At 66.2% G+C, this 15,335-nt stretch carries 13 protein-coding genes and 1 pseudogene; 5 read left to right on the forward strand and 9 right to left on the reverse strand.

Annotated elements, in window-relative coordinates; all coding sequences use genetic code 11:
* A partial coding sequence (gene clpB, locus Q7514_RS22385) for an ATP-dependent chaperone ClpB (RefSeq protein ID WP_330135464.1) occupies positions 1-2,525 on the reverse strand: 2,525 nt, incomplete at its 3' end.
* A 245-nt stretch (positions 2,526-2,770) separates the two neighbouring features.
* Between clpB and Q7514_RS22390 the strand changes: the two genes are divergently transcribed.
* Positions 2,771-3,931, forward strand: coding sequence for a globin domain-containing protein (locus Q7514_RS22390; protein ID WP_330135465.1), 1,161 nt, complete (start codon positions 2,771-2,773; stop codon positions 3,929-3,931).
* Position 3,932: 1 nt separating this feature from the next.
* Here Q7514_RS22390 and Q7514_RS22395 read toward each other — a convergent pair whose 3' ends face one another.
* The 3 genes and pseudogenes from Q7514_RS22395 to Q7514_RS22405 all read right to left on the reverse strand — a co-directional run bounded on the left by Q7514_RS22395 (position 3,933) and on the right by Q7514_RS22405 (position 7,090).
* Positions 3,933-4,502, reverse strand: a complete 570-nt coding sequence (locus tag Q7514_RS22395) for a hypothetical protein (RefSeq protein WP_330135466.1) — start codon at positions 4,500-4,502, stop codon at positions 3,933-3,935.
* Between the two features lie 149 nt (positions 4,503-4,651).
* A pseudogene (locus tag Q7514_RS22400) lies at positions 4,652-5,035 on the reverse strand (globin domain-containing protein); the annotation flags it as partial.
* A 483-nt stretch (positions 5,036-5,518) separates the two neighbouring features.
* Positions 5,519-7,090 (reverse strand): AMP-binding protein, encoded by a 1,572-nt coding sequence (locus Q7514_RS22405; RefSeq protein ID WP_330135467.1) that lies wholly within the window; start codon positions 7,088-7,090, stop codon positions 5,519-5,521.
* A 211-nt stretch (positions 7,091-7,301) separates the two neighbouring features.
* On the opposite strand from Q7514_RS22405, the gene Q7514_RS22410 reads away from it, so the two are divergent.
* Positions 7,302-8,093 (forward strand): FAD-binding oxidoreductase, encoded by a 792-nt coding sequence (locus tag Q7514_RS22410; protein ID WP_330135468.1) that lies wholly within the window; start codon positions 7,302-7,304, stop codon positions 8,091-8,093.
* Between the two features lie 22 nt (positions 8,094-8,115).
* On the opposite strand, the gene Q7514_RS22415 is transcribed toward Q7514_RS22410, so the two are convergent.
* The 4 genes from Q7514_RS22415 to Q7514_RS22430 all read right to left on the reverse strand — a co-directional run bounded on the left by Q7514_RS22415 (position 8,116) and on the right by Q7514_RS22430 (position 11,244).
* Positions 8,116-8,532, reverse strand: coding sequence for a nuclear transport factor 2 family protein (locus tag Q7514_RS22415; RefSeq protein WP_330135469.1), 417 nt, complete (start codon positions 8,530-8,532; stop codon positions 8,116-8,118).
* A complete protein-coding gene (locus tag Q7514_RS22420) occupies positions 8,529-10,238 on the reverse strand; it encodes a 3-ketosteroid-delta-1-dehydrogenase (RefSeq protein WP_330135470.1) in 1,710 nt (569 codons plus the stop codon). Before Q7514_RS22420 ends, Q7514_RS22415 begins: the two co-directional genes overlap by 4 nt.
* Before the next feature lie 101 nt (positions 10,239-10,339).
* Positions 10,340-10,855 carry a nuclear transport factor 2 family protein gene (locus Q7514_RS22425; RefSeq protein WP_330135471.1) on the reverse strand — a complete coding sequence of 172 codons (516 nt, stop codon included), beginning with the start codon at positions 10,853-10,855 and terminating at the stop codon, positions 10,340-10,342.
* Positions 10,855-11,244 (reverse strand): nuclear transport factor 2 family protein, encoded by a 390-nt coding sequence (locus tag Q7514_RS22430; RefSeq protein WP_330135472.1) that lies wholly within the window; start codon positions 11,242-11,244, stop codon positions 10,855-10,857. Before Q7514_RS22430 ends, Q7514_RS22425 begins: the two co-directional genes overlap by 1 nt.
* 165 nt (positions 11,245-11,409) lie before the next feature.
* Here Q7514_RS22430 and Q7514_RS22435 point away from each other — a divergent pair, with 165 nt between their 5' ends.
* From Q7514_RS22435 to Q7514_RS22445, 3 genes are all read left to right on the forward strand, one after another.
* Positions 11,410-11,904: a flavin reductase family protein gene (locus Q7514_RS22435; protein WP_132474779.1), complete on the forward strand. Its 495-nt coding sequence runs from the start codon at positions 11,410-11,412 to the stop codon at positions 11,902-11,904.
* 89 nt (positions 11,905-11,993) lie between these two features.
* Positions 11,994-12,983, forward strand: coding sequence for an LLM class flavin-dependent oxidoreductase (locus tag Q7514_RS22440; RefSeq protein WP_330135473.1), 990 nt, complete (start codon positions 11,994-11,996; stop codon positions 12,981-12,983).
* A gap of 179 nt (positions 12,984-13,162) precedes the next feature.
* Positions 13,163-13,609, forward strand: a complete 447-nt coding sequence (locus Q7514_RS22445) for a hypothetical protein (RefSeq protein ID WP_330135474.1) — start codon at positions 13,163-13,165, stop codon at positions 13,607-13,609.
* Positions 13,610-13,698: 89 nt separating this feature from the next.
* Here Q7514_RS22445 and Q7514_RS22450 read toward each other — a convergent pair whose 3' ends face one another.
* Positions 13,699-15,234: an FAD-binding protein gene (locus Q7514_RS22450; RefSeq protein ID WP_330135475.1), complete on the reverse strand. Its 1,536-nt coding sequence runs from the start codon at positions 15,232-15,234 to the stop codon at positions 13,699-13,701.
* Between the last annotated feature and the right edge of the window lie 101 nt (positions 15,235-15,335).

Genomic DNA, 15,335 nt, shown 5'->3' on the forward strand with positions numbered 1-15,335 from the left:
CGGATCTCCCCGGCCAGCAGCTTCTTGGCGAGCTGGTCGCCTATTGCCTGCTGGATGAGCCGGCGCAGCGGACGCGCACCGTATTGCGGGTCGTAGCCACGCACCGCGAGCCACATCCGTGCCGCTCCGTCCACGTCGAGCGTGAGCCGTCGCGCCTCGAGGCGCTTCGCCAACTGGTCGATCTGGATGTCGACGATCTTCTCGAGCTGTTCTTCGGACAGCGGGTCGAAGATCACGACGTCGTCGAGCCGGTTGATGAACTCCGGCTTGAACGCCATGCGCACCGCCGCCATCACGTGGTCCTTGTCACCACCCGCACCGAGGTTCGAGGTGAGGATCAGGATGGTGTTGCGGAAGTCGACCGTGCGGCCCTGGCCGTCGGTCAGGCGCCCGTCGTCGAGCACCTGCAGCAGCGTGTCGAACACGTCGGGATGTGCCTTCTCCACCTCGTCGAACAGCACCACCGTGTACGGGCGACGACGCACCGCTTCGGTGAGCTGACCGCCGGCGTCGTAGCCGACGTAGCCGGGAGGCGCACCGACGAGCCGCGCGACGCTGTGCTTCTCGCTGTACTCCGACATGTCGATCCGCACCATGGCGCGTTCGTCGTCGAACAGGAAGTCGGCGAGCGCCTTGGCGAGCTCGGTCTTGCCGACGCCGGTGGGTCCGAGGAACAGGAACGATCCGGTGGGACGGTTCGGGTCGGCGACACCGGCCCGAGCGCGGCGGACCGCGTCCGAGACGGCCTGCACGGCCTCGGTCTGGCCGACGACGCGATTGCCGATCTCGTCTTCCATCCGCAGGAGCTTCTCGGTTTCACCTTCGAGCATGCGACCGGCGGGGATGCCCGTCCATGCTGCGACAACCTCTGCGACGTCGTCCGGGCCGACTTCCTCCTTGAGCATCACGTCGCCATCGGATGCGGCCCCCGATGCCTTCGCTGCAGCCTCGAGCTTCTTCTCCAGTTCGGGGATGCGGCCGTAGCGCAGCTCCGCGGCCTTGCCGAGGTCGCCGTCGCGTTCGGCGCGCTCCTCTTCACCACGCAGCGCTTCGAGTTGCTCTTTGACCTCTCGGACGGAGTCGATCGCGGTCTTCTCGTTCTGCCAGCGCGCAGTGAGCTGGCTGAGCTTCTCGCGTTCGTCCGCGAGTTCGCCGCGCAGCTTGTCGAGCCGGTCCTTCGAGGCAGCGTCGGTTTCCTTCTGCAACGCCATCTCCTCGATCTCGAGGCGACGGACTATGCGTTCGACGGTGTCGATCTCCTCGGGTCGCGAGTCGATCTCCATCCTCAGCCGCGACGCGGCCTCGTCGACGAGGTCGATGGCCTTGTCCGGAAGGAACCGCGACGTGATGTAGCGGTCGGAGAGGGTGGCGGCGGACACCAGCGCGGAGTCGGTGATGCGCACACCGTGGTGCACCTCGTAGCGCTCCTTGAGCCCACGCAGGATGCCGACGGTGTCCTCGACACTCGGCTCACCGACGAGCACCTGCTGGAAGCGGCGTTCGAGGGCGGCGTCCTTCTCGATGTACTTGCGGTACTCGTCGAGGGTGGTGGCGCCGACCAGTCGGAGTTCACCGCGCGCGAGCATCGGCTTGATCATGTTGCCCGCATCCATCGCCGACTCGCCGGTCGCGCCGGCACCGACGATGGTGTGCAGTTCGTCTATGAACGTGATGATCTGCCCGGCAGATGCCTTGATCTCGTCGAGCACGGCCTTGAGGCGTTCCTCGAACTCGCCGCGGTATTTCGCGCCCGCGACCATCGAACCGAGGTCGAGGGAGATGACGGACTTGCCGCGGAGCGATTCGGGGACGTCGCCTGCGACGACCCGCTGTGCGAGCCCCTCGACGATGGCGGTCTTGCCGACTCCGGGTTCACCGATGAGCACAGGGTTGTTCTTGGTACGGCGCGACAGGACCTGCACGACGCGACGGATCTCGTTGTCGCGGCCGATGACCGGGTCGAGTTTGCCTTCGCGGGCACGCGCGGTCAGGTCGGTCGAGTACTTCTCGAGAGCTTGGAAGGTACCTTCCGGGTCGGCGCTGGTGACGCGGCCGGTGCCACGCACCGTCGTGAACGCCTCACGCAGAGCCTCGGGGGTGGCCCCCTTTCCTGCGAGGAGCTTCGCGACGTCGGAGTCGCCGGCAGGAGTGGAGCCTGCGGAACGACCCGTGTACCCCGCAAGTCCGACCAGGACGTGCTCGGTCGAGACGAATTCGTCGTTGAGTTCGGTGGCGAGCTTCTGCGCCCCCGACAGCGCGGCGATCGCTTCACGGCCGAGCTGCGGTGTGGTGGTCGCGCCGGTCGCGGTGGGCAGCTTGTCGACGAGCTCGTGCGCTTCGTTCCTGATCTGCGCGGGGTCGACGCCGACCGCCTTGAGCAGCGGGCCGGCGATGCCGTCGGTCTGGTCGAGCAGTGCAACGAGCAGGTGCGCAGGACGAATGTCCGGGTTGCCCGCAGCGGATGCCGACTGCAGTGCCGCCGTCAACGCCGCCTGGGTTTTCGTCGTGGGATTGAACGAGTCCACTACGGGCTCCTTCCGTTCTCGAGTGAGTCTGTATCAATTCTGTACCCGCAGACTCCGGTCCGCGGGCACTCGGTCGATTCAACGACTCCAAAGTTGAGTTTGTTCCACTCAACTTTCAATCTACACGTGAGTCACATCACACCATTCGGCGCTCGCTCGCATGCCCGCAGAGCGCATGTGGCCGACCCACAAGGAAACGACTACAGTGGCGGCGTCCGAATCAGCGCATTACGTGGGAGGATGGCGTGGAGGCGTTCGCCATCGCCCGAGTGCAACTCAGCTTCGCATCGATCACCGCAACCCCGACCGGGCCCGAGCGGTTCGCCACGGCGTTCTACACCGCCCTCTGGAGCGAGACTTCGGGGACCCGCGAGCTGTTCCCCGCCGGTATGGAGAACATGCGGCAGCGGTTCACGACCGCGGTCGGATGGGCGGTCGACAAGCTCACCGATGTCGATGGTCTGGACGCCTTCCTCGGCCAATTGGCACGCGATCACCGCAAATACGGGGTACGGCCCGAGCACTTCCGCGCCGCCGGGCACGCACTGCTCGTCGCGGTGCGCGAATGCACGCCGCTGATCCTGTGGACCGCAGCACTCGAACGCACCTGGGCCGAGGTGATCTCGCACTTCACCGAGACGATGGCCGTCGCCGCAGCCGAGGACGATCTGCCGGCCGCATGGGGCGCCACCGTCGTCGGCCACGAACGCGTGCTCGCCGATCTTGCGATCATCCGGCTCGAAACCGACACACCCATCCCGTATCACGCGGGCCAGTACATGAGCGTCCAGATCCCGCAGCGTCCCCAGATGTGGCGATACCTGTCGGCGGCCATTCCCCCGAATCCCCAGGGGCAGATCGAATTCCACGTCCGACGCGTGTCGACTGGATGGGTCAGCGGCGGGCTCGTCAGCGAGGTCGTGGTCGGCGATCGGTGGACGATCGGTCCGCCGCTCGGGGGTTTGCAGGTCGACCAGGACAGCGGCCAGGACGTGCTGATGATCGCGTCGGGCACCGGCCTGGCGCCGCTGCGCGCCCAGATCATGGAAATGGCGATGCGCGGCACGAATCCGCGCACCCACCTGTTCTACGGCGGAAACTACCCGTGCGATCTCTACGATCTGGAAACGTTGTGGCAGATCGCCATGACCAATCCGTGGCTCACCATCACCCCTGTTACCGAGGAGCTCGAGAACCCGTACTGGCATCCTGTCCCCTTACGCGAAACACCCCGGGGTCTGCAGGAGCCGATCCAGGGGAAGCTGGGTAAGGTCGTCGCGAGTTTCGGATCGTGGTCCGATCACCAGATCCAGATCGCAGGGTCGCCGTCGATGATCCGCACAACGCTGTACGCCTTGTCTGCCGGGGGCACGCCCCGGCAGAACATCAGCTTCGACCCACTGTAGATCAGGCCCGCGAGCTGACAGCGCGCGCGAAGTCCGGGTGCGCGTCGCGCACCACGAGCGCCGAACCATCTTCTGCAAGAGTCACTCCTACGCCGGCTCGCCGGTGCTCGATCATCCGCAGCGCGACGTAAAGGGGGATGAAAGACACCGCGAACACCCCGATCAGTGCGAACCCGTAGGGACGAGGCGCACCCTGCAGCAGCGCGAACACCAGCCCGAGGAACAGAACCGCGAGCGCGGAGAACAACGCCGCCGCAGCGATCTGCCAGCGCAGACGCGCCGTGACACACCGAGCACAGACAGGCCATTCCACTGCCGCCACCTGCACCGTGTAGGCCGAGGCGAGCGCCGAACCCAACCGGCTCTCACTGTGCTGCGGCTGCGAGCGATCCGACTTGATCGTCACCCGCACCCGATCGGACTCGGGGTCTCCGTGTCGCGAGCAGATCGGCGGCACCGGTTCCGCCGGCCGCAGTGCGCCTTCTCCGCTGAATGCCGACCCGAAGAGAGCCTCGTCCGCGCTCTGCACCGGCACTCGCACTTCCACCCGCTGGGGTTCCCCGTTCGCCATGCGAGGCAGTATGTCAGGCGAGTCCCTCCCCCGGTAGATCAGGCATATCGGGCGCGTGCTCGATCCCGCCGCAACCTTCCTCCAGTCGTGCGGGTTTCCGTTGTCTCACGACCCACGGAAACCCTTGCGAGGTGGGGAAAGTTCCTCTAGACCTCGTCCCATGCCGCCCCGACCTCTGCGGTGACGGCGTCTCCGAGCACCTCGACGATCGCGTCGAACAGATGCTTGTGAACGATGTCGTATTGGTCGGCGATGATGCCCAGCGACGCGTGTTTGTTCGCGATCCGGGAGAGCAGATCGTCGGGCTCGGCGACGTTCTCGGAGACCAGCAGGGTCGCGTACGCGGTGATCGCGCCGGCGAGAGCACGCTGCTGATCACCCTGCGCCTGATTTCCGCGGTTGAACAGATCTTTCTCGAGCTCGGGATGCGCGGCGAACATCCGGCGGTAGAAGATGGGAGTGATGTCGCCGATGGCGGCCCCGACGACGGGAAGCGTCGCGCGCACGACCTCGACGTTCTGTGCAGACAACATGGTCCAACGGTAGGCCTGCCGCTCCCACGGGGACCCGGCTTCGGGCGTTTCACCAGCAGAAACGAGCATGCAGGATGGTTCTCGGCGGCCGGCCGTGCGGCGTGGCCACCGAGAACCGTCCGGAATCTCCGGCGTGTATCCACCGATCTGTCGATGTCGGCGGCGCCCATCACGCTGCCGACGAGATCCCGATCGAACAATCCTGTGCAGGACCTACTCAGCGGATCCCGACGAGATCAGCTCCAGGATGACGCCCACGAGCACGTCGGTGAGCAGCGATGCGATGGAACCCATTCATTCCCCCTCGGATGGTTGATGCCGTGCACCGCTGGTCGATGCACAGCGGTGATTCAGGGTGATTCGAAATCCCCCGACCACCGGCAATAATCGTCACTCGAGTCGACGGACTTCGCTCGCCACGTGACCGATATCACCTCGCGAACCGGGGAAAGTCGTTTCCTCGCAAAACTTTTCGTGCGTGAACTATCGGTACGACGCGCGCAGCGTCTTCTTGTCGAGCTTGCCCAGCGGCGTCAGCGGCAGCGACTCGAGGAAGTCCACCGACTTCGGCGCGTGCACGGAGCCCTTCGCCGCGCGCACCTTCTCGATGAGTTCGTCGGCCGGCACGTCCTGCCCGTCGCGCAGCACGACGCACGCCTTCACCGCCTCGCCCCACTTCTGATCGGGAACACCCACGACCGCGACCGATGCGACCGCGGGATGCGCCGAGATGACGTCTTCGATCTCGCGGGGGAACACATTGAATCCGCCGGTGACGATCATGTCCTTCTTGCGGTCGACGATGGTGAGGAATCCGTGCTTGTCGGCGCGGGCGACATCGCCGGTGTGCAGCCATCCCCCGCGCAGCGCCTCGGCGGTCTCCTCGGGCTTGTTCCAGTAGCCCTTCATCACCAGCGGTCCCCGCACGCAGATCTCGCCGAGTTCACCCTGGGGCACCTCCTGCAGGTCGTCGTCGAGGAGGCGCACGTCGAGCCACGGCACCGGGCGGCCGCACGAGGCGAGGCGTTCGGGGTCGTCGGCGAGGTGCTCTTCCTTGCGCAGCACCGCGATGCTCATGCCGCATTCCGACTGGCCGTAGAACTGGAAGAAGACCTGACCGAGACGCTCGATGCCTTCGCGCAGCCGTGCCGGCGACATAGCGGAGGCGCCGTAGAAGAGGGTCTGCAGGCTCGACAGGTCGCGGGCGTCGAAGTCCGGATGGTCGAGCAGCATGTAGATCATCGTCGGGACGAGCATCGTGGCGTCGATGCGGTGCTTCTCGATCGCCTCGAGGACGAGTCCCGGTTCGAAGTAGGGCAGCACGTAGAGGCAGCCGCCGCGCAACAGTGTGGGAATGAAGAATGCGGCGCCCGCGTGGGAGAGAGGCGTGCAGATCAGGAATCGGGGCTGGTCCGGCCACTGCCACTCGGACATCTGGATCTGCGGAAGTGCGACACCGGACCGGAACGAGCCCATCACGCCCTTGGGCTTTCCGGTGGTGCCACCGGTGTAGACCATCGACGAGGTGTCCTCGGCATCGACATGCGCTGCGACGAGTCGCTGCTCGGTGAAGGTGTCGGCGAGGGCGAGAATGTCGGTGGCGATCTCCGAGGGACCGAGCGAGAACAGATTCGTCAGGCTCGGCACCTGCGCCTTCAGTTCTGCGGCGCGCTCCTCGAAGTGCACGGGGTCGAATACGAGGGTCTCGATCTCGGCATCGGCGGTGATGTACAAGTGGTCGTCGAGCGACCCCATGGGGTTGAGTGCGCTGTTGCGGCACCCGGCGATCATCGTCGCGCCCATGTTGATGAGGACCTCGGGACGATTCTTCGACAGCACCGCGACCGACGAGCCCTGACCGACCCCGACCGACGCGAGTGCCTGCTGGTAGCGGCTGATGGCCGCGCGCATCTCGGCTCCTGTGAGGACGACGTCGCCCAGGTGCAGTGCGGGGCGGTCGGCGCTGCGGTCGAGTGCGGTGATGAGCAGATCCGGGTTGTAGACGGGGCGATGCAGCTCTGCGTACTCCCCGGACTCTACGGAGTTCTCAGTCATCGGCATCCTTCCGATCGTGGTGGCGGCGACGGTGCGATGGCCGAGACGGGTCGTTATGGCGGCCATCACATGCTGACCGTCACGATAACTGCTCCAGGCCCAAAACTGAAACATGTTCCATTCTGTGACATGTCCGAATTCTGGCCTAGAGTTCATCGAAGCACCGAGCCCTCAGCACCATCGCGCGCCCACCACCCAAGAGGATTCCCACATGCAGTCGGCCACGTCGCCAGCATCCGAAACAGAGATCGCCGTGTCGGCGACCGTCGTCGAGCACCATCGGCTCCGCCACGATCTCGCTGTCATCCGCCTCGAATGCACCGAGGGCATCGTCCCGTTCCGCGCGGGTCAGTACGTCGACGTGACGGTTCCCCAGCGCCCGAATCTGCCGCGACGCCTTTCCCCCGCACTGCCACCGTCGAGGGACGGCAAGCTCGAATTCCACGTGCGCACCGTCCCCGGCGGCTGGGTCAGCGGCGCCATCGTCTCCGACACCCAGCCGGGTGACGTATGGACCATCACCTCACCGCGCGGCGGCGACCTCCATCTCGACGACACCGGACGCATCGCCATCATGGTTGCGGCAGGCACCGGTCTCGCGCCGATGCGCGCACTCGTCCTCGACGCCGCACGCCGCGAGAACCCTCCTCGCACATTCCTGTTCATCGGTGCGCGCACGCCGCGCGACCTGTATGCGGCCGACATGCTTGCGTTGCTGGGCGAGGCGTTGCCATGGCTCACAATTGTCCCCGTCGTCGAATCGGTGGAAGACCCTTCGGTACCCGACCCGTGGCACCAGCGCATTCTCTCGCGCATCGGCGACATCGGCGCCGACCCCGACGATCTGCTCGAGGGCAGCCTCGACGAGATCGTCACGTCCTACGGGGCGTTCGGCGATCACCAGGTACTCGTGTGCGGGCCGGGCGCGATGGTGCAGACGACGGTGCAACGCTTGACCGAAGCGGGCACCCCGATCGAGAACATCCGCTTCGACCCGTACTGACCGCTCTCCCGAGGCCCGCGGTCTACATGCCGATGACGCGGCGGTCGCCCAGTTCGGCGCGGATCCGGACGGTCCGCGCCGCAAGCCGCCACCCGTCGGAGGTGCGGCACCATCGGTCGTCGTAGTCGCCCATGCATTCGTAGGTGACGCCGGTGAGGTCGCCGATCCCGGTGTGGAACGCCCGGAAGCTGCTTCGCACCACCGCATCCGATTCGCCCTGGTCGATCCGGACGTTACCGATCACGTGCTGGGTGGCACCGCACACGTCGAGGCAGTACCGAACGCGTGCAACGGTGTCCGCGACGCCGACGCACCCGTACGAACGGGTGTCATCGGTGAGCGACGCGGCAAGCGTCGCCCAGTCCTTGTCGTCGAGGCAGGTCGCCAGCGCGAACAGGCTGTCCGCGATGGCGACCCGGTCCATGTTCGTCACTGTCACGACGAGACGGTCGAGTTCGCGGCGTCGTGGGCGGCGATGTAGCCGTACACGAGACCCTGACCGATCGTGGCGCCCGCACCCGGATACTTGTCGCCGAACGCGTTGGCGGCGGTGTTGCCGACGGCGTACAGGCCGTCGATGACTTCGCCGTCCTCACGCAGCACGCGACCACGCTCGTCGGCGCGCAGACCGCCGCAGGTACCGAGATCGCTGAGCGTCATCTTCACCGCGAAGTACGGGCCTTGATCGAGCGGCCGCAGGTTCGGGTTGGGCTGCACCGTCGGATCGCCGTAGTACCGGTCGTACGCGCTTCCGCCGCGGGAGAACTCGGAGTCCGTACCGGCTGCAGCGTCGTCGTTGAACCGGCGGAACTGCTCGGTGAACGCGTCGACGGGCACACCCATCGACTCTGCGAGCTCGGCTGCCGACGCCCCCTGATGCGCGATACCGGCCTTGTACCAGGAGCCCGGAATGGGCTGCCGCGGGAACAGCCCGGCCGCGAACATGTAGCTGTTGCGGTACTTCTGGTCGAACACGATCCACATGGACTCCACCGGATCACCCGTGCGCTCACGCTCGAGAACTAGCTGGCCGAAGGACATGTAGTCCGACGATTCGTTCGTGAAGCGGCGACCGGTCTGGTCGACGATGTACGAACCCGGCAGCGACCGCTCGGCGAGCATCACCAGGGGCGCCCGTCCGGACTTCGTCGGTGCGACCGCGGGGAACCACCAGGCCTGATCCATCAGGTCGACACCTGCGCCGATCTCCTGCGCAATCTTGATCGCGTCACCGGTGTTGCCTTCGGCACCGAGGCTCTCGCCCTCGGCGAGCGACTCCGACTGGAACTTGTGCCGCCATGCCATGTCGTGGTCGAACCCGCCGGCCGCAAGCACGACACCACGACGCGCGGTCACCGTCACCTCGCGGCCGTTCTGCTCGAGCACCGCACCGGTGACACGTCCGCCGTCCTCGAGGAGCCGCACGAGTGACGTCTCGGTCCACACCGGGATCTTCGCGTTCAGCACACCCGCGAACAGTCCCGCCGCGATCGCCTGACCACCCGCGACGTACTCCCGCTTGACCGCCAGGCCTGCGACCCCCTGCGCGAGGCGACGGAAGATCCGTGAGAAACCCTTGACGGGAGTACGCGCCATCAGGTTCATCCACTTGTAGTCGGCACCCGTGGTGGGCATCGGCAGACCGGCGTCCATCAGGCCGGGGCGCAGCCGGCCCCGCTCCTCCCCGAGCTGGGAGAGATTGAACGGACGGCACTCACAGGTACGACCGACGGCGGCACCACCCGGCTTCTCGGGGTGGTAGTCGGAGTAGCCCTCCGCCCAGAAGAACTTCATCGGGGTGGTGCGCTGCAGCATCGCCACGGTCTCGGCACCGTTGTCGACGAAGGCGTCACCGCGTTCGACCGGTGCGGTGCCGTCGACCACCGCGCGCACATAGGTGCGGCCGCGCTCTTCCGTATCGCCAGTCCGCGCCTGCTTCAGGACCGGGTTGGCCGGCATCCAGAACGCACCGCCCGACCGGGCCGTGGAGCCGCCCACGTACTTCGTCTTCTCGATGACGAGCGAGGACAGGCCGAGTTCCTTCGCGCTCAACGCCGCAGCCATGCCCGTACCCGAGCCGATCACGAGCAGGTCCACGGTGGTGTCGTGGGCGGGAGTCAGGGGCGGTACTGCGCGTTTCGCCATCGAGGATTCTCCTTCAATTTTCGGTGTCACCGGGACGGTAGGTCGCTGCCGAAAACTCGGATGCGCTCCGTCCCGCCCAACGGGATTCGTACTCGCCGCCGCTATCCGCGATAGCTGTAGAACCCCGGCGTGTGATCGACCCGCAGCCTCGTGAGGTTGCGGTAGCTGATCAGCCATTTTCCGTCGACCCGTCGGTATTGTTCGTGGTAGTGCCCCCAGCCGTGCAGGTGTTCCTCCACATCACCGTTGGTCCACCACAGCACGTCCTCCATCGCCCAGATGCCGGTGGCGGTGGTGTCGGAGGTGAGGGTGATCTCCGGGTTGTGCCCGTGATGGGCCGAAGTGACGGTGACCGCGCCGTCGAGGAACTCCCGGATCATGTTCTTCAGCGGTTCACGGCCCACGACCGCACCGGGACGCTCGGCGGGCGGCAGATGGCTGTGGTCGCCGCCCTCGAGTCGGAATGTCTCACTGACGACGTCCTCGGTGTGCAGCGTCGGGTAGAGCTCCCACTGCTTGGTGTCCATCACCCGGAGCCGAGCCGCGAACAATCGCTTGATCTCCTCGACGGCAAGTGCCTGCTCGGCCGGTGTGAGGGTCGGTTCGGTACCGGACATCAGAGCTGCCGCATATCGGCGGGCGACCAGAACGCACGCATCGAGGTGATGCGGCCTCGGTCGTCGAAGGTCATCACATCGATCGGCTCGACCTCGTAGGTGGTGCCGCCCATCGGGGTGGTGACGCGGAAATGGAATGCGGCGTTCGCCCCGCTGATCTTCACCGCGAGCAGTTCCGTCTTCTGCGAAGTACCGTCGAGTGCGCTGTAGAAGGTCGTGATCGCCTCACGGCCGACCTTCGGCTCGCTGCCGACCGGGTCCTCGAGGGTCGCATCGTCGGCGTACAGCGCGGCAATGGTCGTCGACGAACCCGACTCCAATGCGGCCATGTATGCGGTGACGGTGGCGCGGACTGTATCGGCAGAGGGAATGCTCTCGATTGTGGACATGTGCGCGACGCTACGACGGTCCGATCACCGCACGGATACAGTTTCCCGTTGAGCGAGAGACCGGCGCTTCGCACCGTGTTCGACCACTGATCGGGAGCCCTGTCCACGGTTGTGGGTCGAGTACCGGACACTGGAGGAACGACGATCTCGGAAACGGAGCTGAGTATGACCGCGGAACATGCAGTGCTGGATCCACGCACGATGCGCGATGTGATGGGCAACTTCTGCACGGGGGTCACCGTGATCACCGCGCTCGACGGTGACGAGCCGCTGGGCTTCGCATGCCAGTCCTTCACGTCGGTGTCGCTGGAGCCGCCGCTGGTGTCGTTCTGCCCGGCTCGCACGTCGACGACCTGGCCCAAGATCCGTGAGGTGGGCACACTCGCCATCAATGTGCTCGCAGAGAGCCAGCGCACGCTGTGCGGCGCATTCGCGACGAGCGGCGGAAACAAGTTCCGCGGCGTGCGCTGGTCGCCGGGCGACAACGGTGCGCCCGCCATCGACGGCGCACTCGCACGCGTGGAAGCGACCATCGAAGCCGAGCACGACGCCGGCGACCACACCATCGTCGTTGCCCGCGTCACCGGATTGACCACCCTGGATCCGAACAGCCCGCTGCTGTTCTACCGCGGCAGTTACGGCACGTTCGAGAACATGTGACCTCGAGGCGGAATAGCGGTCGCCGGGAACGGGTTGCACCGAAGGTGTGCCCGGCGGCGGTGCCGGGCCCCGACGCGAAGGATCTCTCGGTGACAGTTCCTCTCTCCATTCTCGATCTGGCACACATCGGCAAGGGCAAGACTGCACGCGACAGTTTCGAGGCGAGCGTGAAGATGGCCCAGCTCGCGGAGAAGTGGGGCTACCGCCGGATCTGGTACGCCGAGCACCACAACATGCCGACCATCGCGTCGTCGGCGACCAGTGTGCTCATCGCGCACGTCGCCGCGCATACCTCGACGATCCGTCTCGGCGCGGGCGGCATCATGCTTCCCAACCATTCGCCCCTCACCATCGCCGAGCAGTTCGGCACCCTCGAGACGCTGCACCCGGGGCGTATCGATCTCGGTGTCGGTCGCGCACCCGGCAGCGACCAGAAGACCATGCGGGCCCTGCGCCGCGACCCGTCGTCGGCCGACAGCTTCCCGCAGGACGTACTGGAACTCCAAGCGTATCTGCGTGGTGATTCCCGCATCCCCGGCGTCGACGCGGTCCCCGGTAAGGGCACCGACGTGCCGCTCTACATCCTCGGATCGTCCCTGTTCGGCGCGAAGCTCGCCGCGCTCCTCGGGTTGCCGTACGCGTTCGCGTCGCACTTCGCGCCACAGGCACTCGAAGAAGCAGTGCAGCTGTACCGGAACGAGTACCAGCCGTCGGAACAACACCCCGAGCCGCACGTCATCGCAGGCGTCGGCGTCATCGCGGCCGACACCGCCGACGAGGCCGCGGAACTGTTCGAGCAGACCAAGCGTCAGCGCGTCGTGCAGATGGTAGGGCGGGGCCGCACCTTCACCGACGAGGAGATCGACATGCTGCTCGACTCCCCCGCCGGAATGCAGGTGCTCACGATGCTGCGCTACACCGCCGTCGGTACCGCCGATGAGGTGCGTGACTACCTCGACCGGTTCACCGAGCGCGCGCAGGCCGACGAACTGATCGTCGTGTCGTCGGCACCGGGTCGTGCGGCGTGGCTGCGGTCGCTCGAACTGGTGGCGCAGGTCAGTGGGCTGGTCCCCGCCTGACCCTGGATCGGATCGGCCGAATGTCACCTTCATGCACCTCGAGTTGCCGAAGGTGACATTCGTCTGTCAGGGGCGGGAAACGGGAATGGGAAGGTGATCCCGCAGAAATCTACTCGCGGGTACACTTTGTCGGCCGGCCGGTCGCCGGCAGCAGGCACCGAGACAACCGCAGGAGCACCATGAGACTTCGCACCCGCGTCATCGCCGCTGTATTCGCCACCGCGACCCTCGCCGCCCCCGTCACGGCGAGCGCCGACGGACTTCCCGACGACGGCCCCACCATCACCATGACCGTCACGAACAACAGTGACGCGCCGATGATCTACGCCGGCGACAGCAACGACTACGGGCAGTGGGTCGACAAACCTGCCACAGTGATCGCAGCGCACGCGACCGAGACGATCAGCGCTGTCGCAACCGACCGGCGTGGGCTCGGAATCCAAGTGGCCTACACGATGCCGGGCGACGGGCAGGTAGCGCTGATGTCGAACAACTACGGCACCGGTCCCGCGAATGCGGACGGCACGCGGATCGACGGCGCCAACCGGCACGGGTATTCCATCGCGCCGCACGTAGAGACAGGCTTCCCGTTCATGAAGGTGACCTACACGGTCGCTCATCCCTGAAACTCCCCCGGCGAGACGACACGGGCCGAACGCCTCCCTCCCGATGAGGGTGAGTGACGTTCGGCCCGTGCTTTTTTGCTGGTAACAGGTCAGCGTGTCGCGGCGTCCTTGACGGCCAGGTGCGCGAACAGGGCGCTCGTACCGATGGGATTGCCACCGCCCGGGTAGACGGTGCCGCTCGGCGCAGCCATCGTGTTCCCCGCCGCGTACAGGCCGGTGATCGGCTTGCCCGCGGTGTCGAGGACGCGACCCACCGTGTCGGTCTTCAGGCCGCCCTTGGTGCCCAGATCGGAAATCCCGAACTGTGCGGCATGGAACGGCCCCTTCTCGATCGGGACCAGTGCCGAGCCCCCACCGGTGAAGGCGAGGTCGTAGGGCTCGTCGCCGCGACCGAAGTCCTTGTCGACGCCCTCGGCCACGAAATCGTTGAATCGTGTGACCGTCGCCTCGAGAGCAGCTGCCGGTACACCGATCTGCTCGGCGAGTCCGGCGAGGGTGTCGGCGGACTTCCACAAACCTTTCTCGACGTACTCCTCGGTCGGCGAGAACGGAACGTTCGTCGCACCGACCGGGGGGACCTCGCCCTTGCTGTCGTCGTAGATCATCCAGAACGGCAGCGTCATCTTCCCGGCGTTCATGCGGTCGATGACCTCGCGACCGAGACGGTCGTAGGGCGCGTACTCGTTCGTGAAACGGTGACCGTCCTGGTCGACGAAGATGCCGGCCGTGAAGCACAGTGCGAACGCGGAGCGGCCGTCCGGATGGGTGAGGCCGGGCGACCACCAGGCCTCGCCCATCAGATCGACGTCGGCGCCGACGGCAATACCGGCCTGGTGCGCCTTGCCGAGGTTGGACCACGGACCCATCGAATCGCGCGCGGCGCCGGGAACACCGTATTTGCTGCGCATCTCGTCGTTCTGATCGAAGCCGCCGGCCGCGAGGACGACTCCCTTACGGGCCCGGATCGCGCGACGCTCCTGTCCGTTCGACACGATCGCACCGACCACCACGCCGTCTTCGACGACGAGCTCTTCGAGCGGGGTGTTGCGGTGCAACTGCACGTTGGGGTACTTGCGCAGCGCGATGAGGAACCGGCCGACGAGGGCGCGACCACCGATGAGCATGTCGGGCAGCGCGTCGCCGTTGCGTTCGCGTCCGAGCGGACCGCGGATCGACTCGTTGAGTTCGGGGTCGCCGGCGATCGGCAGCGGCGTCGGCACGATATGGCGTCCGCCCGCGCGCGCCTTGGGCGCCTTACCGAAGTAGTCGGGCCACGGGTACGGCGTGAACGCGAGATCTTCGTCGGACTCGAGATAGTCGATCAGGGGCGCACCGCCGCGAACGTAGGCGTCCTGCAACTCTCGGGGAGTCCGGTCGCCGACGACGGCATGGTAGTACTCGAGTGCGTCCTCGATGGTGTCGTCGTCACCGGCACGCTTCAATACCGCGTTCGTCGGGAACCAGACACCGCCACCACCGGAGTACGAGGTGGTGCCGCCGAAGTACTCGGAGGCTTCGACGAGTGTGACGGAGAGTCCTTCACGTGCTGCCGTGTAGGCGCCGCAGCACCCTCCGGCTCCCGATCCGACGACGAGTACGTCGCATTCTTCGGCCCAATCCACCATGCTTGATGCCTTCCGCTGCTTCGGTCCTGTGGAACACGCCACAGTGTGCCCGTGCGGAAGACTCTCCGTTCGCGGAATTCCGCTGATCGGGAGGGCGTCGA

Origin of the sequence: Rhodococcus artemisiae (genome assembly GCF_036327795.1) — a bacterium.
In the GTDB taxonomy this organism is placed as follows: Bacteria; Actinomycetota; Actinomycetes; order Mycobacteriales; family Mycobacteriaceae; genus Rhodococcus; species Rhodococcus artemisiae.

Coding starts and splice junctions, on each gene's coding strand:
- Q7514_RS22395 (WP_330135466.1), bottom strand. CDS start 4,502: ATGGCGAACGGGGAACCCCAGCGGGTGGAAGTGCGAGTGCCGGTGCAG.
- Q7514_RS22405 (WP_330135467.1), bottom strand. CDS start 7,090: ATGACTGAGAACTCCGTAGAGTCCGGGGAGTACGCAGAGCTGCATCGC.
- Q7514_RS22410 (WP_330135468.1), top strand. CDS start 7,302: ATGCAGTCGGCCACGTCGCCAGCATCCGAAACAGAGATCGCCGTGTCG.
- Q7514_RS22420 (WP_330135470.1), bottom strand. CDS start 10,238: ATGGCGAAACGCGCAGTACCGCCCCTGACTCCCGCCCACGACACCACC.
- Q7514_RS22425 (WP_330135471.1), bottom strand. CDS start 10,855: ATGTCCGGTACCGAACCGACCCTCACACCGGCCGAGCAGGCACTTGCC.
- Q7514_RS22430 (WP_330135472.1), bottom strand. CDS start 11,244: ATGTCCACAATCGAGAGCATTCCCTCTGCCGATACAGTCCGCGCCACC.
- Q7514_RS22435 (WP_132474779.1), top strand. CDS start 11,410: ATGACCGCGGAACATGCAGTGCTGGATCCACGCACGATGCGCGATGTG.
- Q7514_RS22445 (WP_330135474.1), top strand. CDS start 13,163: ATGAGACTTCGCACCCGCGTCATCGCCGCTGTATTCGCCACCGCGACC.
- Q7514_RS22450 (WP_330135475.1), bottom strand. CDS start 15,234: ATGGTGGATTGGGCCGAAGAATGCGACGTACTCGTCGTCGGATCGGGA.